A 21275-nucleotide genomic window follows, 5' to 3' on the forward strand; every position below is an offset into this window, starting at 1 on the left:
TGGTGACTGGAGACGATCATGACGACACTCCAGACCAGTGGGGCAGCGGATCCGCTGCCCTTCGTGGCGCTGTCTGACTTCAAGGCAGCGCTGTCGATCACAGACAGTGATACCTCTCAGGACGCAGTTCTGACCAATCTGCTCCTGGCCGCTTCCGCTGCGGTTCAGAGTTACATTGGCCGTCAGATCACTGTGGCTGACTGGTCTGATCGCATCCGGATCGCTCACGGTGACAGGCAGTTGTCTCTCATTCTGGGCGTTCATCCTGTGCTGTCCGTGGCAGACGTTTTTCTGGACGGGCAACCGCTGCCAGCCCCTGCTGACGGGTGGGATTTCGATCCGCTGTGTGGGATCCTGTATCCTCCGATCGGTCCGTGGTGGTGGCCTGGTCGTTATTCCGTTTCTTACCGGGCGGGCTGGGCTGTTTCAGGAATGGTAGACGACGACGGCAACGCGCTTGCTGTCACGATGCCAGCAGACATCAGGCAGGCGGTTCTGACAGCCGCACGCTCGTTTTATAGCGCGAAAGACCGTGATCCGCTTTTGAAATCCGAAAGTGAGCAAGGGGTGGGGTCCACGTCCTGGACAACGCCGGACGCGGCTTCGGGCGGCTTACCGGCTGACGCGGCTGCCATGCTTTCTCGGTATCTGCCTTCGGGGTTTTCGTAATGGGGTATCAGACAGAACGCCGGCGTCGTCAGATCCGACGTAAAGGTCGCATGATGGCGCTGTCCCGTGCGAATAATGGCAGCCTTCCTGCTCCCGTTGCCGTGAACCTGATCGCCTATTCCGCGCCGCCTGCTACGGCCGCGCTGGAAGCCGGCGTTTCGGTCATGCCGTTCGTGGCGGAAATCCTGAACGATGAGCTGCAAGCTGCTGGATATGGCCGCCCGCGCAACATGGATCAGCTGCAGGACGGCGAGCGGATTTACACGCTGACAGATGCGACAGCTGTTTATGACGGCGATCAGATCTGCGGCTGGAAACTCTTTGCAGCAGGTGGAACATGACGTCTCCCGTCGTCTGGATGGACGGTTTCCAGCGTGCGTCTGCAGCCATGGCACCTTTTGGCATTCCGGTTCTGGATGCGATGGCGCAGGCTACGGAGGATCAGCAGCACCCTTGGGTTCTGTTCGAAGTGGCTAGCGCGGACGGCGATCGTCTCGGCGTCGGTGAGATCGTTGATGAAGAAACTGGCCAGATCTGGCTGCACCTGTTCGTGCCACGCGGTTACGGAGCCTTGCCGGCGCTCGAACACCGCAAGGCCCTGTCAGTCGCATTCCGTGTCCCGGACGGCGCTGCCCCCGAAGGTCTTTATTACGACGGGAAGTCTTACGATCCGCCCGATAAAGACCAGACAGGTAACTGGGTTCGGTTCAGTCTGGCCGTCACCTATCGGTACCAGGACATCGTCCTGCCTCTGCCATCCCCCTGATTTTCTCTGACACAGCCACCCTCGCGGTGGCTTTATTTATGAGGTGAAACCATGGCCTTCACGGGCTCGACAGCAGGGTATCAGGCCGGTGCCCAGTCCAATGACACGGCCATTGCTTACGGTCTGGAACAGAACTACGGCGTCCAGGCGACCGGGACATTCCAGAGCACGCGGTTTACGGGCGAGAATTTCCGCCCGCAGGCGACAACGCAGCGTCCTGACGAAATCAACGCTGATATTGAAGCGTCTCAGGAAGTCGTCACGCAGACCACGACGTCCGGCACGCTGTCAGGCGCGCTGTCTTACGCGACTTACGACGACATGCTGGCTGCAGTTCTCGGGGCAGACTGGAACAGCAACACGGTCCAGAACGGTGCCGTCGTCAAAACCTGGACGCTGATCGAAAAGCTGGGTGGAAAATGGCTGGTTCGTCCCGGCTCTTTCTGCACTCAGGCACAACTCACCTTTGCCCAAGGCGGATTTTCGGCTGTCGCATTTGACTATACCTGTAAGGGGCAGTCGATTGCCGACGCAGATCCTGCCACGGCCTACACGGCCGCGCCAACTGGCCGGATTTTCGACACGGTCGGCAATTTCGTCGGCGTGACAATCCAGGGAAAAGCGCCAGCAGGCTGTGTCCGTCAGGTCCAGATCACGCTGAACCGGAACGGCTCCGGATCTGACTACGGAATGGGCCATGCGGACGCCTGCGGGATCCGCCCGGGCGAAATTCTGGCAACGGGCCAGCTCCAGTTCTTCTTCAAGACCTGGGATGAGTACCAGCTTTACGCTGCCGGCACGCAGGGGCCGATCGCGATCACGGTCAAAGACGCGGCTGGCAACAGCTACGTGTTCACGTTCCTGAACGCAGCCCTCCGTAACCCGCAGATCAATGCCGGCAGCAAGAACACCACGATCGTGGCCACGTTCGATATCTCCGGCAATCCTCTGGCAGCAGGCGGAACCTTCAAGATTGATCGTATCCCGGCCACGCCACCAGCGTCTGGCGGGAAATAAGGGAGTTTCACGCCATGCCTGACGATATTCAGTGCCCTGGCGTGACGGTGGCGACCGCCCGGACCCTGAGGCTTCTGGCGTCCAGCACGCCCCCGCTCTGGGGTGTCCGGCTTCCCTCGATCCGGCAAAGCTGGGCACCGAAAGCGCCGACTGACGTCCTGGAGTTCGCACTAGATCCGCACCGCTGGCTTGCGGATGCGGGTGACACGCTTATGTCCGTCTCTGCCACGGTTCCGGATCCTGTCACGTCCTCGGATCTGACAGCGCTCTGGTGCGGCAAGGTCAACGGCCTTGCCGTTGTCTGTCTGGCAGGTGGCCAACCAAACACACTGGTGCCGGTGAGCCTGACCCTGCACACCTTGCAGGGGCGTCGTCACACGGAAGCTGTGACTGTCCAGATCAATATGGACAGCGACCCGGACGACGTGCCGGACTGGCCCTCTCTGGACGATGGCACGCCCATTCTGCCGAATGCCCTGACGGATCCGGCTGGCCGGGTTCTCACGCTTGGACCCTCGCAGATCCAGAAAATTTCCGTGGCGCAGCTGCTGTCTCCGGACAGGGCCAGTCACCTCACATCCCCTGCCGGCGTCCCGTTGCTCAATCAGGTTTTCCGATCGGCAACAGACACGCTGCTGCTCGCATAGAGAGACAACATGGCAACAACCAATCAACCGGGGCAGCCGATTTCGGCTCTGCCTCTGGCGGATAGCGTGTCCCCAACGGATACGCTTCTGGGAATCATCACTAAAGCAGGTACCACAAGTGCCAATCAGGTTTCTGTCCAGATTCTGGCACAGGGTATCAGTGCGGAAATTGGTCTGGACGATGCTGTCAAAGCCGCAGAAACGGCCGCTGCAAGTTCTGCGGCCAAGGCTGAAGCCGCGGGGAACGCAGCTTCAGACGCGATATCGTCTCTACGCGGCAAAGCTGCTGGCGTGGCAGCTCTCGATCCTGTGGGGGCACTATTGCTCACAGACGGTAGCACGCTGATCTCGGCTTTGGAGGTCTCTCCGGCAACGCAGACTCAGAGTGCGTCGTTAAAAATGATCTTGCCACTAGACCGGGCGGCCTTGGTCAGAACGGATCAGGGCGACGTCCCAATCTCATCTCTCACAGACCGTATTTCGGCGTCCACAACATATGTGGATGAGACCGGCTTTTTGCGGCTGCTCCCGTCTGTGGTTGGGCCCCTCCCAGGCGACGTAACCACCAACGGGAATATCTACATGGCAGGAGCAACAGCCCTGCCAGAAGGACTGTCGAGCAATGGCGACGTCATCATGACGGACGGCTCTGTTTACTACCCGGGAACTTACAGCCTCAACGGCGTCCTCGCTGTTAATCCCAACGCAACTGGAGCGTAAATCATGTCTACAGCTAACGGTAATCCTGTCTTCGTCACTGTTGGTGGAGACGCCTCCGCAGCAACGGCCACTTATACCCCGTCCGGAGCAAAGGTCTCCCGGACCGACACTCTCGCTACCGTTGCGCTGAACGCGAATACGGCGGCGACAAATGCAGCAGATGCGAATGAGACTGCGAATGCCGCGAAAGACGCAGTATCGTCACTTGCGGCCAACACGTTGACAAGTTCCAGCATTAATGTGGCCAAGGGGGTGGTCGGCATCGCATCAGATGGAAGCGTTACTATTCCGACGCCAGCATCAAGCACGACGGCCAGTCTGAGTATTGGAGATGCTAAGACTGGAATCTCATACCTGTATTTTTTCAATGGGGGAACAAACGACGCTTATCTGTGCAACTGGAATGCCGGGAGTGTCGCGGTGAAGGCGACTGATTTGCATCCTAACGGAGCAGGTATATGCACACTCGGTGACGCCAACAACTCGTGGTCCGGCATCACGTCGCAAACAGCCGTTGACGTTGTTTCCGATCTCAACGACAAAACCATTGTTGGTCAGATTGGCGGAACCCCAGACGCCGTTGAGACCACAAAGCTTCTGGCTGTATGGGACGCCATTGAAGGCTACGTCTATACCCTGAAAGATGGGCAATCAGACGGCGCCAGGCAGCATGTCGGCGTGATCGCACAATATGTGGCCGCTGCCTTTACGGCGCAGGGACTCGATCCCGCGAAATACGCCATCTGGTGCTCTACGCCGAAGGCCGAAATCGTGAAAACGACGGATGCCGCAGGCGTCGTCACGTTTACCGAGCAGCCTGTTTATGAAGCCGACGGTAAGACGCAGGCAACGCAACAGACGATCCGTTATGCGGAGCTCCTTTGCTTCGGTCTGTTCTGCGAGAGGTTGCGCCGTCAGGCGATTGAAGCCCGCGTCACGGCTCTGGAAAATGCAAAGCCTACCGCTGCTACCGGCGCTGCGTGAGGTGAGACATGGCAAATGTTGCTGAAATAGACAATGCAATCTGGGGTCTACGGGCCTCAGAAACTTATATGCCACTGCCATTCCCCGACCGGGTGGTTATCGTGGCGTCGCAGGTGCCTACAGATGCGTCTGGTGCCGTGAACTGCAATTTTGCGCTGATGTCTGGCGACACTGTGCTGTATTCCAACGACAGCGGCAAAAGTACCGTCGGGATTCAGGGGCAGAGCAGCAAACTTTCCAATAAGGCAAACCTGAAAATTAAGGTAAAGAACGACGCAAAAAACAAAGTCTCTCTGCGTTTCGGGACTTGGGACGAAAGCACCTCAATTACGTTCAAAGGTTACGGGGATATACCCGTGTATACCTCGGCATTCGATCGATCTATGGTGCGCGAAGCCATTTCTCTGGAGCTTTGGCGAACAATCCGGCGCGCACATCCTGCGCCGCACAACCGGATTGGCCCATGGTATGCGTGGGATAACAAAACGCTGTCGCTTCTGACAGACGCCCAATTCTCATGCGACTGTCGGGCCGTTAGTATTTATTTCCAGCAGGCCGGAGACACTGTTCCGCAGTTTCACGGGGTGTTTATGATCCGCTCTGACAACACGAACGCGGAGTATCTGATAGACAGTGGGAACACGAAACACTATCTTCTCCAGCCTCAGCACGGCCCCGCTGACCTTTGGACGAATGACACCTACCTGTCATCAGGAACCTGGGAGTTTTCATCACCAGACACACCCGATACGAAAGCCCCGGCGCGGCTGATAAACTGGATCAAGGCTGTCATGGGCGGCAGCGCCAGTTGGAGCGATTATGCGGCGTACATCAATCTTCAGTCGTGGATAGATTACAAAGTATTCTGTGAAGCGACGGGCAGTTTTGATAGCATCACTAACAATCTCATGCTGGTTAGTTATACCGCTTCGGAGGCGCAGGGTATTTGGAGCATCTGCGCTTACGACCTTGATGAAACCTATGGAAGCCTGTCAGGGTACATAGCGGGGTGTCCTCCTGAACAGGCCGGCTATGTCACCGACCAAGAAGCTGTGTGGAAATCTTTTTCAGAATATTTTTCCAGTGAAATTACCGCACGTTATGCTGATCTGAGGCGCTCCGGCATCCTTAGTGTCGAGAAGCTGACCGACATTCTTGCGTTCTACGCATCCGGCTTCCGGCCGGCCGATGTCTTACAGGATCAGGCGCTGTACGGCACAAATCAAATCTCCAACTACCCCTATATCCTCAACTGGTACGGCGGCCGCCTTGCATGGCTCGACCAACAATGGGGCTATTCAGCCTGACGCAAACAGCCGCCCTCTGAGGCGGTTTTTTTATCCCTCAATTCAAACGGAAAAAATTAACATGGCAAAGCTGTCAGCCTTTTCGCGCGATCGTAACCGTGTGTCCCGGGGCGAAGAAATCGAAGTCGGCCCTGAAGGCAACACGTTCTTCATCACGACACGCGGTCTCACGCCCGCCTATCGTGACACGCTGTATGCGCTGCGTCTGGCAGAAGCGCGTGAGCTGAACCGCTCTGTTCGGGCTGGCGCGGGCTTTTACGCGCCTGACACGCTGCCGCCGTCCAACGAAGATCAGTGTCAGGGCAAGGCACTGGCACAGGAATGTGTGCTGGGCGTCAAGGGCCTGGAGGGCGACGACGGACAGGATCTGACGATCGATGCGTTCCGCGACATGCTGTCCAGCGGTGACTATCCGGTCCTTGTCACATTGTCCCTCATGGCGGCTGGCCGTGTCGGTGCCGAGCGGGAAGAACAGGCCAAGGCCTCCGAGGGAAACTGATTGCCTCACTCCAGTGGGAACTGGAGTGGGGCCAGTTCACGGGAGAGAACGAAATTCCAGAGATCCGCGAGGCGGCTCTGGAGCACCGTGTTCTCCCGGATCCCTGGAATGAGGTGCCCTGGCGTGCCTGGCACGATCTCCAGCACGACCGTCTCTGGATTACCGACGGTCTGGGTGCAGGCATGGGGGCGATCCGGATTATCTCCCGTCCCCAACCCATCGGCTGGGTGCCCGTGGATCGGTGGTGTGATGCCAACGGTGTCACGGCGGATGAACGCCCGCTTGTGTTCCGCCTGGTGCGGGCTCTGGACATCGTGTTCCTCACGCATCGGAACACTCAGATCACGCAGGATCTCCAGAACGCTCTGAGGAAATAATCATGGCCCGTCGTGGCGCAGAGTCATTTGTCGAGCAGATGAGCCGTTTCGTGACGGACGATATTTCCGTCGATGCCGCGCGAAACGGTCTGATCACAGATCTGACTACTGAGCGCGATCGTCTCATCTCTACTGGAGAAGCATCCTCTCACTGGTTTCGATCTGTGAACGGGGTTGAAGGTGCTCCCGAAACTGATCTCCAGGTTGGTGGAAGCATCGTCTACAATTTCGGTCTGATCTCTGATGCAGCGTCTTTTGCACTGGACCTTTGCCGGGCCAAATCTCCAGTCGCATCGGGCAGCTATCGCGATGCATGGGTTCTTCTGGTCGGGGATAAGATCTGGACGGGTGACATCGAGGATCTGCCGTTTGATGCAGAAGTCACGATCGTCAATCCCGCGCCTTACGCACGGAAAATCGACGTTGGTGCAATGCCGAAAATGTCTGTTTCCCCAGGTATTGTTGAAGCCGTGCGACAGGCTGTTTATCGCAAATATCCCGGCATCTCAGTTTGGCGAAAATTCATCAATCTGAGCGGATCTGTCGGCGGTTTCAAAGCACCGTACATTCTGAAAGATGGAGCCGCGCGCCGTCTTGCAAAGCACGACATGCGCTCGTCTGCCTTTCGTCGCGGTCAGGCCTATCTGGCAAGGCGAAAAGATCTCGCTCCTGGGCAGCCCATCACGTATCCCGCGCTCGTCATGAGCGATCCCGATTATTCCGGCTAGGATTTGTAAGCCATGGCGACACGCGTCTCGACACTGATTGCGACCCTTGAGAACCGGTATTCTCAGGAAGCCGCCCGGATTGCCCAGAGTTCGCGTGACATGGGGGCTTCGGTCGACAGCGCCTCGAAAAGCGTCGATGCGCAAAACGAGACCCTGCGAACAGTAACACAGACCAATGTTCAGTTCGTCAAAACCACGAATGGGGTTGAGCAGGCAGTCAACCGGACCGAAGCGGCTTTCTCACGTCTTGAGCAAAGGCTTGAAAGCGCTCGCGACAGACTAGAGAAAGGTGCGATCAGCCAGGAACAGTATAACGACATCGTCTCAACGCAGGTTGGGATTTACGAAAGAGTCGAGAAAAGTTCCACCAAGGCAGTCGAGACTATTCGTGAGCGAAGCAAGGCCCTGGCCGAGGATGCCAAGGCCTCGACAGATGCCAATAAAGCCATCGGGGACACGACCGACAAGGTCAAGCTGTCTGGCTATCAGTTCGGCATTGTCGCTGATGAAGCGCATAAATTTTTCGACCAGGTGATGTCTGGCGGCTCTGCCATGAAAGCCGCCTTCTATCAGGTGCCGAATATGGTGCAGGTGATGGGTGGCTTTGGCTCCGCCGTTAAGATCGTCGGCGGCTTCCTTGCTGGTCCGGGCGGTCTTGCTGTCGCCGCAGCTGGTGCTGGCGCGGCCATCTATGAAATGGCATCGTCCGCTGAAGCAGAACAGTCGCGGCTGGCCAAGCTCTCCACGCAGTTGAGGGCAACCCGGGAAGATGCCCTGCATATGGCGGGCGCTATCACCTCGGCTTCAGAAAGCCTGAAGGGAATGCCGGGTTGGGATGAGGCCTCCGCCCGATCAGCTGCCACGGCGATCGGAGGCACCTATAATTTCACCGGCTCCAGCACGGATATTTCTACCCTGTCCGGTATCGCACGAGATGCGGGAAGCATTTTCGGCAGTCTGGAAGATGGCCTCAAGGCTGTACAGACCGCCATGGTCGATCCGACGGCCGAAATCGAGGCGCTTTACAAGCAGCACCTTCCAGGCGTGGACGCTGCCCTGGTCGAACAGGTCAAGAATTTTCAGGCCAGTGGCGAGCAGGGTGAGGCCTATGCGCTTGTGATCGGCAAGATCAGGGATGCGTCCAAGGATGCCTATGATCAGGGCCTGACACCGTTCCAGCGCTCTCTTGAGGATCTGGAAAAAACAACCTCTCCAGTGACGAAAGCGATCAGTGATCTGGTCACGGGCATGGGTGCGCGTCTGCTGGAATGGCTGACGGATCTGATCAAGCTGATCCCAACAACGGGCAAGGTCAGCACTGACGGTCTGGCTGGCAGCACGGTGCTCGATAACTATGCCGGTGGGAATCATCACTACGGCCTTGGTCAGGTCGATCCCCGCTATGCTTCCGGCTACGATATCAGCACGCCACAGGGCAACATTGACGCAGCGATCAAGATTTTCCAGCAGGCCAATGCGCGTGCCGGCGGAAACTGGGACAACACGCTGGCCTACTACAGCGGCAACAAAGTCGGCAGTTTAGGCCAGAAATCCTACAATTCCGCCGTCTATGGCTACGACATCAACACCCTGCCGTCTGACACATCCAGCCTGATCGATACTGAAGCCTCACGGCTTGGGCTATCCTCCCGTCTGATCAATCTCTTCAAGGGCGTGATCGGACATGAAAGCGGTGGCCATCAGTATGTGGATCATACGGGCAGCACTTCCGGATCCGCAGCTGCGATCCAGCACGCAACGTCAGCTGGCGTCATCGACAACACGCGCTCCCTCACAGGTGGGGCTGCAGATGCAGCGGGAGGTTATTCTGCCAGCAGCTGGTCAGAACAGCGGGCCGGGATTGAAGCCTACATTGCGTCTCAGCAGAAACTCCTGGCGACACAGGATATTGGCTCTCAGAAGTGGAAGGAAACGCAGGAAAGCATCACGTCTGCCAGGATTGCGCTAGCCAACACCCTCAGCCCGCAGGAGAAAATCACTCAGGGACTGACGGACAGCCTGGAACCGCTTAAATCCCAGACTGGCTACTGGCGCAGCATGGCAGAAGTTGTGGCGCAGTTCGACCAGACCACGCGCGGAACCGGGACCGACCAGCAGGCTCTAACGGCAGCGATGGCAGCAAAACAGCAGCAGCTGGCGTCCGCCTATGATGACGGCACGGTTTCTGCCGAACGGCAGGCCCGATCACAGCAGGCCATTGCCGATGCAGCAGGTGGATCTGCAGTGGCACTTCAACATGCCACGAATTATCAGCAGGCCTACACAGAAGCACTGAACGATTTCGATGAAGGGTCTCCCAAGTTTCTGGCAGCGGTTCAGAAACGCACGGCGGCACTTGATGAATCGGCGGCTGCCCAACTCAAGGCGCAACAGGTTCAGCAGAATGCAGGGTTGTCTGACAATCTCGAAATGATTGCAGCCCAGACTGCCTCGATTGGTCAAAATGCACAGGCTCGTCAGGTTAACCTGACAGTCATGCAGGCTGAATTGGAGATGCACCGGAAGTATGGTGAAGTTCTTCCGCCGGAAGCTCAGGATTACATCGATCTGACAGGAAAGATGGCTGAAGCAACGGCAGAATATCAGCACCAGCAGGATGCCCTGAATGAGCTAACGTCTGATATTTCGTCCATGGCTGACACACTGTCGAACGACTTCACCCAGGCGTTCGTCAATGCAGCCAATGGGGGGGTGACCTTTAAGTCAGCCATGCAGGGGATAGAAAGCCAGATCGTCTCGATGATCGCCAAGCTGGCACTGATCAACCCATTGCTGAACGCAATTGATGGTCAGAGCCGCAATACACTGAGTGATATCGGTGGGATTCTTTCTGGTGGATCTTCTTCGAGTATCTTCGGAAGCGGCTCTGTTAGTAGCGATCCTTTCGGGGGGGTGGGTACAAGTATCGGAGCCTTCTCTTCTGGTGGAAGTTCAGCTGCCAGTTCACTTGGCGGAACCTCCTGGCTGTCCTCCGGCCTGAAAACCAATCTGTTCGGGACGGCGACAGTCGGCAATCTGCTCGGCGGCGTTGGAGCTGGGTTCGGTCTCGGATCTGCTCTCGGGGGTATCGGCGGTGGAACTAACGGCACACTGGGCAGCGGAATTGGCTCCGGCATTGGTGCGCTGGCCGGCTCGTTTATTCCAGGCGTTGGGACGCTGATCGGTGGCCTGGTGGGGGGTGGCCTGGGTGGTCTTCTTGGAGGCCTCTTCGGGCACAAGAAAAACCCGTACACGATCGACCAGGTGCAGACGATCGATGGCCAGCTGTCTCTGGGCCAGACCTGGAACCAGGCACAGACGGACACGATCACGGCCCAGCTGAAGACAGACATTTCCTCGATCAACAGCGTTCTGTCTGCAACCGGGGCTGACATCGGCGGTGGCTATCTGGGCACGGTCCGCAACGACAAAAACAACAAAAATGCGGCGATGCGGTCCGTGTCCCTGACGGATCTTCTGAAAAGCTCCACACTGACCAGCTCTGACGCCACGTTCAATCAGGCGCTGTCTCAGGGGATGCCCTCGGACATCACGGACGTCTCCACCTACACGGCGGCGATCCAGAGCCTGAAGACCATGGCCGATACCGTCGATCAGCTTGGTGTCTCGGTCTCGAAATTCAATTCGGACGGTACCGTCACGGTCCAGAATTTCACCGAAGCGACCGGGGATCTGAAAACCGCGCTCGATACGGCGCTGGATGGCAAGTCGCTGTCCACGTCCGATCTCCAGACGCAGATCTCCACGATCTCCACGTTCGTCAACACGACGATGCCGAGCCTGCTGTCTGCCACGGTTTCAGGGCAACAGTCCTGGGTGGACCAGATGGCGACGCTGAAACAGACCTATGACGCTGCGGCGTCGCAGGCGTCGGCCTATGGTCTGGATGGGTCTTCGATCACGTCCAAGTATCAGGCGCTGTATGCGCAGGGTTATGCGAACAACATGACCACGCTCAATCAGTCTGATGCGGGTGTCCGGGCGCGTTACCTGACAGCCACGGGTGATGATGAAGGCGCTGCCCTCCTGAATTTCGATACCAGTGCCGATCAGCAGCGACAGTCGCTGAAAGACACCTGGCGTTCGTTCCTGGGCGATGCGTATTCGTCCCAGCAGGCCTACGTAGATCAGTCGGCCGATCTGGAAAAAACACTGGCAGCTGAACGCCTCCAGATCCAGCAGCAGTACAACGGCACGTCCGTGGCACAGCTGAAGCAGTATCAGGACCAGGCGCAGCAGTCTGTCACGTCGGTGTTTTCCAGCCTGACGGATTATGCGCGGGGGCTGAATACGTCCGACGCATCGCCACTGTCTGCCCAGGCGCAGTACCAGAGCGCCAACGACAACCTGATGAGCGATTATCAGGCGGCCATGGGCGGGGATTACGATGCCCTGTCGCGGATCCAGTCCGACGCCAGCACTTTCCTGTCCACGTCGAAAACGTGGCAGGGCTCCGGCACCGGATACAGCACGGATTTCACGCAGGTTTCGAATATCCTCAAAGCGCTTGGTCAGTCGGATAGTGACAAGATCACGGCCAATCTGGTCCAGAAACTGGCCAACCAGCAGACGGATGCCACCAAAGCGGTATCGGATCAGATGGCAGCCCTCCTGAAAGTGGTGGAAGCAATGCAGAAACAGCAACAGCTTCAGGCCGTAACCGATGCCACACGGCCGAGGGTGGCATGAGGTTTCGCACAGTCGAACTGGAAATCGTTCTGCCGGCCGTCACGCAGCCGGCAGCGATACCGGGGTGGGGCAATGTCCCGTGGGGTGCTCTGACGCAGTATCCGGACAATCCGGAATCCGTCGAAACCCTGCGGTTCTCGGATGCGGGCTATGTGACGGAAACGCATATCCCCTATCCACCTTACGTCACCCAGGCTCTGGATCTGTCCCGGTCCCTGACCCTGTCAGCCGACGCGTTGGGCGGATCGTTCTCGATCGGGATCCTGACGCTGGCCAATCCGGACGGCGTACTGGATGGTCTGCTGCAAAGCCGTGTGAATGACCATCTTCCCGTTACGCTCCGGGAGGGCGAACGTCTCTGGGATACGGCACGGCAGATCTGGACGGATCCGGCCTCTGGCTCCCTCCGTCCCGTGTTCGCGGGCCTGGGGAAAAACTGGCAGCCGGGTCTGAACAGCGTCTCCATCACGCTGCTCGACGCGACCTACTGGCTGGACGGGACCGTTCCTGTCTCGGTCTATGGGGGCACCGGGCGTCTGGATGGAGACAGCAACGTGGTCGGCCGGGATGTGCCGCGCCTGCGGGGCACGGTCTGCAATGTCACGCCCGTCCTGATCGACAGCAGCAATTATGTCTATCAGCTGTCAGACGGTCCGGCGGATGTGGTGGCGCTGTACGAAGGCGGCTATGCCGGCATCGCTTCTGGCGGGACCGTCACTGATCTTTATGTCACGTCTCCGGATCCGGGCACGTACACGGTTCTCTCCAGCAGTGCGGGCACCTGGATCCGGCTGGGCACCAAACCCGTTTATGGAATCACCGTGGATGCGGTGGGACGCTTCCGGTCGGGGGCGGCTCCCGCCAACGTCCTGGACGTTCTGCGACAGTTCCTGATCGAAGACATGGTGATGCCCTCTGCCTATATCGATGCGGCCTGGACTGCGACATCCAGCCTGGCACCGTATGCGGGTGGATGGTTCTGGGACGGGTCCGGCAGTGTGACAGGCCGTCAGGCGGTCAGCACGCTGCTGTCGGGTCTTGGTATTTCCCTGGTCCCGACACGGACAGGCACCCTACGGCCGATCCGGTTGCAGGATCCTGCAGATGCGGGGGATCCGGTTCTGACCCTGACCACGGATGTGATCAGCGCGATTTCGCCCGTGGCCCTGGACAGTTCTCTGGATCCGCCCACCTGGCGCTGGCGCATCGGCTGGCAGCATAACTTCACGGTCCAGACGTCCGGTTCCGGTCTACACCCGCAGGCCTCGGCGGATCGTCAGTCCCTGATTGCCGAAAGCGATCGCGGTGCTGTGTGGTTTGATACGACCGTCAAAGCTCAGTGGCGCGTTCCAAACGATCCCGCGCTCATTTCCACGGCCCTGGCCAATCAGGCTGATGCTGTAGGGATTGCGCACTGGTACGGATCGGTCTGGGGCAAGCGCCGCCATCTCTGGGCGGTGGACGTGCCGCAATCCGTGGCTCTGGCCGTGGATCTCGGGGATCCGGTGTCGCTTCAGGCACCTGTGCCGGGTGCGAAATCCGCTGTTCCGGGAATTGTGGTCAGCGAACACGTCACCAGCTCCGGCAATACGACAACCCTCACAATACTGGTCTGAGTTATGCAAAACTGCGGCATTGGCTGGCAGAATGTACTGCTGCCGGCTGCATTGTCCGGCAATGGCGTTTCTGGCCTGCCCGTTACCAATCTGCAAAACCAGCAGGGCGCGGCAAGCCTCGCCTGGCGCGTGGCAGCCGGGGGCACCGGATGGAGCGCTGACGTCAAGGCAGCCCTTGGCTCTGTCCAGTCGATCCGGGCGATCAGTCTGCACCGGACCAACCTGACAACGGCGGCGACCTGGCGCATCCAGATCTGGAACGGTACGGCCGTGACATTCGACTGGCACGCATCTACCAACGTCCAGAATGGGCAGTGCGTACAGATTTTGAGCACGCCAGTGTTGGGTGATTCTCTTGAAATCACGGTCTGGGATGCCAGCAATCCGGACGGCTTCATTTCGATCCCGCTGGCCTATGCCGGGCCGCTCTGGCAGCCAGCGCGAAACTATTCTTCCGAAAGCACCGAAAGTCTGACGGTGGGGCAACAGAGCACCACGACGCTGTCTGGTGGCGAGTTTGTAGATGCGCGGTATGTCCAGCGTGGCCTCTCGATCGCGCATCAGTCCTACGGCGATGCGGATGCGGTCGTGTTGCGGCAAATCCAGCGTGTGGCAGCCACCGGGCAAAATATCCTGTTCGTGCCGGACCCGTCTGCCACTCCGGCTGCGCTGGCCCAGACAGCGCTGTTCGGGCGTCTGTCTGGCGGTGATCTCTCCAACCCCTTTGGGCCAGCCGATCGGCATGCCCAGACGCTCACACTGACGGAAAGGCTCTGACGTGGCAGCACCGCTTCTTCTTGATCTGGTCCTGGAGACAGCCACCAATCCGGGTACGGGGTCGTTCACGCTCAACGGTTCCGTCCAGGGCCGACGCTCTTTTGCCTCGGCGGCTCCGGGTGGTGGGCAGGTGTTCTATTTTGCCGATGACGGAACGCAGGCCGAATGGGGTGTTGGCGTCCTGACGGTGGGGACGCCGAATACCCTTAGCCGGCAAACCGTGACGGGGACGACGCAGAATACGGCGCAGGCGCTGAATTTTACCGGGACAGTCCGGGTCTATTCCTGGGTGCCGGCGTCCTACACGCCTGTCCTTGATGGGAATGGGTCTCTGGCGCTGCGGGGTGATCTCTCGGCGCAGAACGGAACACTGAAAACGCTGACGGTGACAGCCACCTGCACCGTGCCGGGTGTCACCGACTGGGGGTCGCATCAGGCTGCGTCGGCTCTCGACGTTCAAAGCCGCTTCATCAATCGGGACGTGGGCGGCGGGAACCTGCCGGTCCTGAATATTCAGTTGGTCAATGCGCCTACGGCAGACAATTCCCTGGCGTATTTCCAGTTTCTGACGAGCTGGGGGGCGCTCGCTGTCCCCACAAATGGGAACGTCTCGTATCAGATCCGCAGCTACGCCCAGCCGATTGGGGACTATGCGACCAATGGCAGCCTTAACACGGCCGTTGGCAATCTGAACGCCTCGATTGCCACGAAACAACCCGTCGGCACTTACGTCACGACGCAGACGGCAACCTCCGGATCCAGCGGGGATCTGAAGATCGAAGCTGCCAATTTCAGCAACAGCGTCAATGCGCCGTATCTGAGTGGCTACAAACCTGACGGATCTCTCACGGCGTATATCCTGGCGCAGCTGGGCGATCTGCCACTTGATCGAACGAAGAAGATCCACGTTTTTCAGGTCACGGCCCGCGATAAAGACCGGGTCACATTCCCCACGGCGTTTGGGGGGAACCCTGACGGGATCGCGTTAACGGGAATGGTGAACAAAATTTACCATTATAATTCGTATGATAGCGGCGGATTTTCCATGGGCGTGTCGGACTCTGGCGACCCCCAGAGCGTTACAGTCATCGCAATAGGACCAAAATAAATGACGACAGCACTCGATGCGATCAAGGCCGCCTACCCGGATCGTTATTATGCGACGACGGACGGAGCAGTGGTTACGGGCGTTCTTGACGTCTGGGATGGTACGACAAATAATGCTCAGGAACAGATCAATGTTCTGGCGTTACCTGCTGTCTCGGATCTGATTGTCCTGACGTCCGATCAGTTTGCTGAGTCCGTCAACGCCACGAATATTCCGGTCGCTGACGGTGCCCTGGTCTATTCCAGGCGCTACGCAGCGGAATTCGATCACACGGCTGCGCAACCTACAGGCGTGTTGAGCTGGTTCGATCTCTGGGCGCTCGGATCTCACAAAAACCTCCCGGATCAGGCTGATCTCCTGCTGCTGACGGCTGCTGACTGGCAGGCTCTGGGCGGCGATTATGCCTACAAGGGTGGGAAAGGCGTCCAGGACGGGAAGCTGGTGGATTACACCCCGCCGCCTGTCCCCGTGCCGCTGTCTGACCAGGCAAAATCCGAACAGGCCTGGATCCAGTATCAGGTCAATCTGGCCGCCGCGATGGGCGAAGCTTTTACGGATCCGATGAAGGCCTATGTGAAGGCGATCGCTGCCATTGCGGATGGCACGGATACGACCAGCACGGCTTTGCCGGCGCGGCCTGATCCGATCATGGCCTGATCACTGGCCTTTCTTTTCTGACGTTCTCTGACAGCTGCCTGAGGGCGGCTTTTTTTATGGAAAAAACAATGCCTGATACACAGACCTCCGCTCCGACCCTCTCTGCACCTACAGGCAAGGATGAGGTGATCCGGGTTCTGGAAGACCGGGTGCTCAAGCTAGAAACTCTTGTCTCGGCGCTCGGCGACAATCAGTCTGATCTACGGGCAGAGATGCGCTCTGAGATTGCGTCCCTGCGCACCCAGATCAGCGATCTGAAGGAAGACTTGGAAGACGGCATCAAAGCGCTCGGATCCAAGGTTGACCGGGTCATGGGTGGCAAGGCTGTGGTCACAGCACTTGTCACCCTGGCGACTTCAATCCTTGGGTCTGGGGTTGTTCATTTTGTAGTGTCTATTGGAAAATAATATATTATACTCACCAAATAAAATAATCTGAATCCGAGAATAAAATGTCAAAAAATCACGATCTGGTTTTGCGTAAAATATCTGCAATTTATATAAGAAAAATTATTTTACGAGCATTCCATGAGGATATTCGTGACATTTTTCTTACTAAAATCAATCCAAATCATATACCAAGTACGCCGCTTGTGCGTAATTTAAATTACAAAGGTTTAGATATAGTAATATCAGTTGAGAGTGCTCACATGGGAATAAATGGGAATTACTGCGTTAATTTTGCATTTTATATATTAGAAAATAAATCACCAGCATGCTTATTTACTTGCGTTTCTGAAACTGCTTTTTTTTCAAGACGTGATTGGATTTACACAATTGGAATTAGATTGCTAGGAAAGAAATCTTTTAGAAATTTCTTTATTATACGCGATATCTTTTATAAGAAATTACCTTTCATACCATAAAATCTAATTTTGCCGTTGGAGAGCATCCAATATAAATATTATCAGAAATAATAATTAATGTAGCCGCCCAACTGGGCGGCTTTTTTTATGGAAAAATCCCATGAATGAAACTGCCGTCGTGCTGGCCACGACGCTCTTGAAGCTGCCCGGCTTCGAAGGATTCCGGTCGAAGCCCTATGTCTGCCCTGCCGGGTACTGGACAATCGGTTACGGCAGCCGCTGGCTGAAGGACGGCAAGCCCGTCACAGCCAAGACACAGCCCATCAGTGAGGCGGATGCTGCCAGTCTGCTGCTCCAATCGGTTACGACCTTGGACATTGCTCTGTCCCGCCTGGTCAAGGTGCCGCTTTCGGACGTCCAGCGGGCCGCTCTTCTGTCCTGGCAGTACAACGTCGGAACGCCGGCCGTGGAAAGCTCCACGCTGCTGCGCAAGCTCAATGCCGGCTGTTACGTCGGTGCGGCTAATGAACTGCCGCGGTGGAACAAGGCGACCGTAAAAGGGCATCTGGTCGAACTGGCTGGCCTGACCACGCGCCGCGGCTTTGAACGGGACGTGTTTCTGGGTAAGCAGACGATCGTGGGGGTAGGCCGTGCAGCTGTCTGACCTTCTCGGCTTCATCCCGCGTCAAGTCCTGCTCTGGGGTGGCATTTTTCTTGTTCTGACGTCGATGCTGCTGAATGTCTGCGGCTTTCTGCGCTCCAGACTTGCCCCACCGGATCCCGGATCGATCTGGGTCAGGCCCTATCAGCTTCTGAGCTTTCTGGCCTTCGAGCAGAAATATGCTGCCGCCATGTACAAGATCGGGCTCACGGCCGTCATGACGACACGGGCTGACGCACCGCTCTTGAAAAAGGCAGGCGCAGACAGTGGCGTGCCGATCCTGGACAGCAAGGGCAAGCCCAAAGCGCCTACCTGACTGAACCCGTCCGTCGGACCCGGTTCGATCATCCTCATTCCTCAGATCCCCGAAGGAGGCAGCAATCCTGCTGTCAGACCGTCGGATGCAACGCCGCCCATCGAGGTGGCTTTTTTTATGGAAGAAACAGTTATGGCTTTTAGTTCTGTGACGGCCCTTGAAGGTCTCGTAAACCAATCTCTCGGCAAGGCTGACACGCCTACGATCCAGCAGGGCATCAGCGTCGGTGGCCTCGTGCTTCAGGGCGTTCTGGCTGCCTCGATGTCCAAGCTGGCCGAGCATGTTGATATCACGGCGTTCGATGCTGCTCTGACAAAGACACTGGAAGGTGCCACGGATCTGGAGCGCGTCATCGCTGCTGGTCCCGTCACTCAGACGCTGGCTCAATGAATACCGCCAATCTGGCGATTGTCGGCGTCATGGTCCTTGTGGCCGTGGCGTCGGCCCTCGGGCTCTATCGAGCCGGGGGCAAATCGCAGAAGGCCGATACGGCTGATCAGGACGTCAAAGACGCACAGTCTCAGATGGCGCAACAGCAAGCCATGGAACAGCGCGGTGCAGATGCTCCGCAAACTGTGGATGAGTTGCTGGATGCCTTGGATAAGGGGAAAGCGTGATGCGGGCTATTCTATTGTGCCTAGTGCTGACTGGATGTGCCCAGCCGCGCATCAAGGTGGTGTGCCCTGCTCTGCATGCTTGGACCGCCAAATTCGAGAAGAGTATGGCGGCCGAGATCCGTGCGCACTGGTCGGAGTGCCCATCATTAGTTGATGGTATTACTCAGTTTGTTAAAGTCAGAAGCGAATGCAGCGCAATAAAATGAGACCAATCATATTAGGATTTAGGCGCTATGATGCTCAAAAACGCGTTGATGCGCTTGCTCAAAGCTTTCGTAATTTGTGGAATTATGGACCAGCTTTACTCGAGAGATTGGAAGACGTCGTTTTTTTGCAATTTCCTCAATAGAAATTTCTCCCTTGATTAGATCTTGATGATCTAGCCGAAGTTGAAATCTTGGATACAGAAACTCAGCAGCCGCGAAAAGTGCAAGGTGTTCCCAAACCATTCCTGCATCAGGTTCGTGTTTACCCTCTAGGAAAATTTCAAGCTCATTGTCCTGGACCAAGGTCTCAATCGTTCTGACACCATTAGTAGACCAGTCTTCTCTCTCATCAAGAAGAATATGACTTAGCTCCTTCGTACAGGCAAAACGAAAATCTGCATCAGGAAGAGAGCGGTTAACTATAATCTCGCAGTGTTTTTCATAGCGAAGCAAAAAACTATCTACATGCCGGACAGGCAAACCACGAATTTCCGAACGTGTGATAGGGCAGTCATACATGCGGGTTATTGCTGACGTTAAATCATCAATCGAGACGGTGTGAGAATCACCTGCAAGGCAATATAACCGTACTTCTTCCTGCACCTGGAAAACTTTACGAAACAGTGTGTCGAGGTGACCGTCATCAATACGCATTATGACATCGAGGCCTTTTGGGAGTTTAAAGTGGAAACCAGTACGCCATTAAGACTGTTTCTCACAAACAAAAAGAGCCCCTCTAGGGCTCTTTCCGTTGCAGATAAAGAAATGCGATCTTTATTGAGGCGTAGCGTCACCAAAGTCGAAAGCATGTGAACTTCCTTCTTGGTGCAAACGTAGCATTTCCTCAACTTCGGCAAAGACGGCAGGAGCGGTTGCATCGTCAAGGTCTCGAAGAAGGAACTTTACGTCAACTAGACCGGCCTGCTCCATAGACGTGAAGCGGGCGGATAGTGCGTCGCGAGCGCTTCTTGGCATGGTGGAATTCTCCGTTTGGTTCATGGGCATGACGCCTAACCTAATGTTACCCTAATGGGAAGCAAAAGATCGGGGTCAAGCTGTCAAAGACTATAAGCTGATTTGCGGCTAAAAAGTTAAGAGGGGAAAATCACTTTTTTTAGAGAATAGCAAAAAAAAACCTTCCAACCGACGAAAACCTCTGCCCGCCAATTTGAAAGATATTCTATCCCATCTCTTTGAATAACAACTTTTTACAAGGGAAGAGTGCTATTTTTTACCTAAAACCAGCATTATGCCTTAGACGGTAGAACATTGATAAGATTCGTGGCAAGAAAAATTTTTCTAGCTTTTTAGAAAAAAAGCTTAGCCGACCCCAATATCCTACTTGCTAGTCCCCTCCCCAAAGCTCTGAACATAACTAAACTGTCGATTCTTAAGCCAAAGACTCCAATTAGGGCTTTTTAGCTCTTGAATCGCAGAACGGTGTGCATGGCAATTTATGACGAGCATGATGCAATCTGTCTTTTCTAATCAATCGGGCCTGCATGGGAGAAGCTGATCAAGGGAGTCCACCCGAAGTGCAAGTGTCCGCCGAGAAACCTCCGACGGACGATATTCGCGATTTTCTAATGCCATCAGAACGGCGCGACGTAATGCGCCCGACCACCTGACTTTGGTCTCTCACAGAGAGCCGCACAGTTGTTCACGCGCAGGTCGAAGTTCGGTGCCTGGCTGCACCTGCTGGAAAAGATTAGAGGCACAGATCCGGCAGGGCCTCTGTTCTTCAACATTGCCACTCGGCCGAGCACATGAACTGCCGTCCGCTTATTCTCCGCTCGGTGACTTGCCTCACCCACGACCTATGGCGTCTATGATGGCGAATATGCCTCGCACAAATTCCGTCAATATCTCTGGGGCAGCGGATCTCGTCCTGTTATCCGCCAACGAAAAAAGGATTTAGAAGCTATCTGCTCCGGATGGGCTTACAGACACCAGCACCTGGTCGAAAATCTGTGGGCGAGACTCAAGGGATGGCGGGCTATTGCCACACGCCATAAAAAGACGACTGCCTCCTTCCTCTCCGTCATTCTCCTCGCTACTACTGCAGACTACATCAACGACTAACAGACC

At 56.5% G+C, this 21275-nt stretch carries 24 protein-coding genes and 1 pseudogene; 22 read left to right on the forward strand and 3 right to left on the reverse strand.

What is annotated here, in order from left to right:
• Window positions 1–18: 18 nt before the first annotated feature.
• From AC3B6F_RS13750 to AC3B6F_RS13790, 9 genes are all read left to right on the forward strand, one after another.
• Window positions 19–669 carry a head-tail connector protein gene (locus tag AC3B6F_RS13750; protein ID WP_489824788.1) on the forward strand — a complete coding sequence of 217 codons (651 nt, stop codon included), beginning with the start codon at window positions 19–21 and terminating at the stop codon, window positions 667–669.
• On the forward strand, window positions 669–1010 hold the full coding sequence (locus AC3B6F_RS13755; protein ID WP_489824789.1) for a hypothetical protein: 342 nt from the start codon (window positions 669–671) through the stop codon (window positions 1008–1010). The genes AC3B6F_RS13750 and AC3B6F_RS13755 overlap by 1 nt, the downstream gene beginning before the upstream one ends.
• Window positions 1007–1435: a hypothetical protein gene (locus AC3B6F_RS13760; RefSeq protein WP_489824790.1), complete on the forward strand. Its 429-nt coding sequence runs from the start codon at window positions 1007–1009 to the stop codon at window positions 1433–1435. The genes AC3B6F_RS13755 and AC3B6F_RS13760 overlap by 4 nt, the downstream gene beginning before the upstream one ends.
• A 51-nt stretch (window positions 1436–1486) precedes the next feature.
• Window positions 1487–2452 (forward strand): phage tail tube protein, encoded by a 966-nt coding sequence (locus AC3B6F_RS13765; RefSeq protein ID WP_489824791.1) that lies wholly within the window; start codon window positions 1487–1489, stop codon window positions 2450–2452.
• A 14-nt stretch (window positions 2453–2466) separates the two neighbouring features.
• The gene (locus AC3B6F_RS13770) at window positions 2467–3099 is read left to right on the forward strand and encodes a phage fiber-tail adaptor protein (RefSeq protein ID WP_489824792.1); all 633 of its coding nucleotides are present in this window, start codon (window positions 2467–2469) and stop codon (window positions 3097–3099) included.
• Window positions 3100–3108: 9 nt separating this feature from the next.
• Window positions 3109–3819 (forward strand): hypothetical protein, encoded by a 711-nt coding sequence (locus AC3B6F_RS13775; RefSeq protein WP_489824793.1) that lies wholly within the window; start codon window positions 3109–3111, stop codon window positions 3817–3819.
• A gap of 3 nt (window positions 3820–3822) precedes the next feature.
• On the forward strand, window positions 3823–4803 hold the full coding sequence (locus AC3B6F_RS13780; protein WP_489824794.1) for a tail fiber domain-containing protein: 981 nt from the start codon (window positions 3823–3825) through the stop codon (window positions 4801–4803).
• An 8-nt stretch (window positions 4804–4811) separates the two neighbouring features.
• Window positions 4812–6110, forward strand: a complete 1299-nt coding sequence (locus AC3B6F_RS13785; protein WP_489824795.1) for a CotH kinase family protein — start codon at window positions 4812–4814, stop codon at window positions 6108–6110.
• Between the two features lie 61 nt (window positions 6111–6171).
• Window positions 6172–6609: a hypothetical protein gene (locus AC3B6F_RS13790; RefSeq protein WP_489824796.1), complete on the forward strand. Its 438-nt coding sequence runs from the start codon at window positions 6172–6174 to the stop codon at window positions 6607–6609.
• Window positions 6610–6614: 5 nt separating this feature from the next.
• Here AC3B6F_RS13790 and AC3B6F_RS13795 read toward each other — a convergent pair whose 3' ends face one another.
• On the reverse strand, window positions 6615–6938 hold the full coding sequence (locus AC3B6F_RS13795) for a hypothetical protein (RefSeq protein ID WP_489824797.1): 324 nt from the start codon (window positions 6936–6938) through the stop codon (window positions 6615–6617).
• A 50-nt stretch (window positions 6939–6988) separates the two neighbouring features.
• Between AC3B6F_RS13795 and AC3B6F_RS13800 the strand changes: the two genes are divergently transcribed.
• From AC3B6F_RS13800 to AC3B6F_RS13855, 12 genes are all read left to right on the forward strand, one after another.
• On the forward strand, window positions 6989–7714 hold the full coding sequence (locus tag AC3B6F_RS13800; protein ID WP_489824798.1) for a hypothetical protein: 726 nt from the start codon (window positions 6989–6991) through the stop codon (window positions 7712–7714).
• Window positions 7715–7726: 12 nt separating this feature from the next.
• Complete coding sequence (locus AC3B6F_RS13805) at window positions 7727–12424, forward strand: phage tail protein (protein ID WP_489824799.1); 4698 nt, start codon at window positions 7727–7729, stop codon at window positions 12422–12424.
• Window positions 12421–14040 (forward strand): hypothetical protein, encoded by a 1620-nt coding sequence (locus AC3B6F_RS13810; protein ID WP_489824800.1) that lies wholly within the window; start codon window positions 12421–12423, stop codon window positions 14038–14040. Before AC3B6F_RS13805 ends, AC3B6F_RS13810 begins: the two co-directional genes overlap by 4 nt.
• Window positions 14041–14043: 3 nt before the next feature.
• A complete protein-coding gene (locus AC3B6F_RS13815; RefSeq protein WP_489824801.1) occupies window positions 14044–14817 on the forward strand; it encodes a hypothetical protein in 774 nt (257 codons plus the stop codon).
• Window position 14818: 1 nt separating this feature from the next.
• A complete protein-coding gene (locus AC3B6F_RS13820; protein ID WP_489824802.1) occupies window positions 14819–15925 on the forward strand; it encodes a hypothetical protein in 1107 nt (368 codons plus the stop codon).
• Window positions 15926–16582 carry a hypothetical protein gene (locus AC3B6F_RS13825; protein ID WP_489824803.1) on the forward strand — a complete coding sequence of 219 codons (657 nt, stop codon included), beginning with the start codon at window positions 15926–15928 and terminating at the stop codon, window positions 16580–16582. It begins immediately after the preceding gene.
• Window positions 16583–16650: 68 nt separating this feature from the next.
• On the forward strand, window positions 16651–16989 hold the full coding sequence (locus tag AC3B6F_RS13830; protein WP_489824804.1) for a hypothetical protein: 339 nt from the start codon (window positions 16651–16653) through the stop codon (window positions 16987–16989).
• Between the two features lie 44 nt (window positions 16990–17033).
• The gene (locus tag AC3B6F_RS13835; RefSeq protein WP_489824805.1) at window positions 17034–17447 is read left to right on the forward strand and encodes a hypothetical protein; all 414 of its coding nucleotides are present in this window, start codon (window positions 17034–17036) and stop codon (window positions 17445–17447) included.
• A gap of 100 nt (window positions 17448–17547) precedes the next feature.
• Window positions 17548–18051: a lysozyme gene (locus AC3B6F_RS13840; protein WP_489824806.1), complete on the forward strand. Its 504-nt coding sequence runs from the start codon at window positions 17548–17550 to the stop codon at window positions 18049–18051.
• Window positions 18038–18364: a hypothetical protein gene (locus tag AC3B6F_RS13845; protein WP_489824807.1), complete on the forward strand. Its 327-nt coding sequence runs from the start codon at window positions 18038–18040 to the stop codon at window positions 18362–18364. The genes AC3B6F_RS13840 and AC3B6F_RS13845 overlap by 14 nt, the downstream gene beginning before the upstream one ends.
• Before the next feature lie 132 nt (window positions 18365–18496).
• Window positions 18497–18754: a hypothetical protein gene (locus AC3B6F_RS13850; RefSeq protein WP_489824808.1), complete on the forward strand. Its 258-nt coding sequence runs from the start codon at window positions 18497–18499 to the stop codon at window positions 18752–18754.
• Complete coding sequence (locus AC3B6F_RS13855) at window positions 18751–18981, forward strand: hypothetical protein (protein ID WP_489824809.1); 231 nt, start codon at window positions 18751–18753, stop codon at window positions 18979–18981. Before AC3B6F_RS13850 ends, AC3B6F_RS13855 begins: the two co-directional genes overlap by 4 nt.
• Before the next feature lie 224 nt (window positions 18982–19205).
• Here the strand turns inward: AC3B6F_RS13855 and AC3B6F_RS13860 are convergent, their stop codons facing one another.
• Entirely contained in the window at window positions 19206–19841 is a 636-nt protein-coding gene (locus AC3B6F_RS13860; protein WP_489824810.1) for a hypothetical protein, read from the reverse strand.
• 120 nt (window positions 19842–19961) lie between these two features.
• The gene (locus AC3B6F_RS13865; protein WP_489824811.1) at window positions 19962–20162 is read right to left on the reverse strand and encodes a hypothetical protein; all 201 of its coding nucleotides are present in this window, start codon (window positions 20160–20162) and stop codon (window positions 19962–19964) included.
• Window positions 20163–21029: 867 nt separating this feature from the next.
• On the opposite strand from AC3B6F_RS13865, the pseudogene AC3B6F_RS13870 reads away from it, so the two are divergent.
• A pseudogene (locus AC3B6F_RS13870) lies at window positions 21030–21269 on the forward strand (IS5-like element ISMex42 family transposase); the annotation flags it as partial.
• Window positions 21270–21275: the final 6 nt, after the last annotated feature.

It is taken from the genome of Gluconobacter sp. ESL1110, from assembly GCF_058107395.1.

What these genes read in the sequence shown, in the direction of transcription:
- AC3B6F_RS13750 (WP_489824788.1), top strand. Translation starts at nt 19, where the DNA reads ATGACGACACTCCAGACCAGTGGGGCAGCGGATCCGCTGCCCTTCGTG.
- AC3B6F_RS13755 (WP_489824789.1), top strand. Translation starts at nt 669, where the DNA reads ATGGGGTATCAGACAGAACGCCGGCGTCGTCAGATCCGACGTAAAGGT.
- AC3B6F_RS13760 (WP_489824790.1), top strand. Translation starts at nt 1,007, where the DNA reads ATGACGTCTCCCGTCGTCTGGATGGACGGTTTCCAGCGTGCGTCTGCA.
- AC3B6F_RS13765 (WP_489824791.1), top strand. Translation starts at nt 1,487, where the DNA reads ATGGCCTTCACGGGCTCGACAGCAGGGTATCAGGCCGGTGCCCAGTCC.
- AC3B6F_RS13770 (WP_489824792.1), top strand. Translation starts at nt 2,467, where the DNA reads ATGCCTGACGATATTCAGTGCCCTGGCGTGACGGTGGCGACCGCCCGG.
- AC3B6F_RS13775 (WP_489824793.1), top strand. Translation starts at nt 3,109, where the DNA reads ATGGCAACAACCAATCAACCGGGGCAGCCGATTTCGGCTCTGCCTCTG.
- AC3B6F_RS13780 (WP_489824794.1), top strand. Translation starts at nt 3,823, where the DNA reads ATGTCTACAGCTAACGGTAATCCTGTCTTCGTCACTGTTGGTGGAGAC.
- AC3B6F_RS13785 (WP_489824795.1), top strand. Translation starts at nt 4,812, where the DNA reads ATGGCAAATGTTGCTGAAATAGACAATGCAATCTGGGGTCTACGGGCC.
- AC3B6F_RS13790 (WP_489824796.1), top strand. Translation starts at nt 6,172, where the DNA reads ATGGCAAAGCTGTCAGCCTTTTCGCGCGATCGTAACCGTGTGTCCCGG.
- AC3B6F_RS13795 (WP_489824797.1), bottom strand. Translation starts at nt 6,938, where the DNA reads ATGCGTGAGGAACACGATGTCCAGAGCCCGCACCAGGCGGAACACAAG.
- AC3B6F_RS13800 (WP_489824798.1), top strand. Translation starts at nt 6,989, where the DNA reads ATGGCCCGTCGTGGCGCAGAGTCATTTGTCGAGCAGATGAGCCGTTTC.
- AC3B6F_RS13805 (WP_489824799.1), top strand. Translation starts at nt 7,727, where the DNA reads ATGGCGACACGCGTCTCGACACTGATTGCGACCCTTGAGAACCGGTAT.
- AC3B6F_RS13810 (WP_489824800.1), top strand. Translation starts at nt 12,421, where the DNA reads ATGAGGTTTCGCACAGTCGAACTGGAAATCGTTCTGCCGGCCGTCACG.
- AC3B6F_RS13815 (WP_489824801.1), top strand. Translation starts at nt 14,044, where the DNA reads ATGCAAAACTGCGGCATTGGCTGGCAGAATGTACTGCTGCCGGCTGCA.
- AC3B6F_RS13825 (WP_489824803.1), top strand. Translation starts at nt 15,926, where the DNA reads ATGACGACAGCACTCGATGCGATCAAGGCCGCCTACCCGGATCGTTAT.
- AC3B6F_RS13830 (WP_489824804.1), top strand. Translation starts at nt 16,651, where the DNA reads ATGCCTGATACACAGACCTCCGCTCCGACCCTCTCTGCACCTACAGGC.
- AC3B6F_RS13835 (WP_489824805.1), top strand. Translation starts at nt 17,034, where the DNA reads ATGTCAAAAAATCACGATCTGGTTTTGCGTAAAATATCTGCAATTTAT.
- AC3B6F_RS13840 (WP_489824806.1), top strand. Translation starts at nt 17,548, where the DNA reads ATGAATGAAACTGCCGTCGTGCTGGCCACGACGCTCTTGAAGCTGCCC.
- AC3B6F_RS13850 (WP_489824808.1), top strand. Translation starts at nt 18,497, where the DNA reads ATGGCTTTTAGTTCTGTGACGGCCCTTGAAGGTCTCGTAAACCAATCT.
- AC3B6F_RS13855 (WP_489824809.1), top strand. Translation starts at nt 18,751, where the DNA reads ATGAATACCGCCAATCTGGCGATTGTCGGCGTCATGGTCCTTGTGGCC.
- AC3B6F_RS13860 (WP_489824810.1), bottom strand. Translation starts at nt 19,841, where the DNA reads ATGCGTATTGATGACGGTCACCTCGACACACTGTTTCGTAAAGTTTTC.
- AC3B6F_RS13865 (WP_489824811.1), bottom strand. Translation starts at nt 20,162, where the DNA reads ATGCCAAGAAGCGCTCGCGACGCACTATCCGCCCGCTTCACGTCTATG.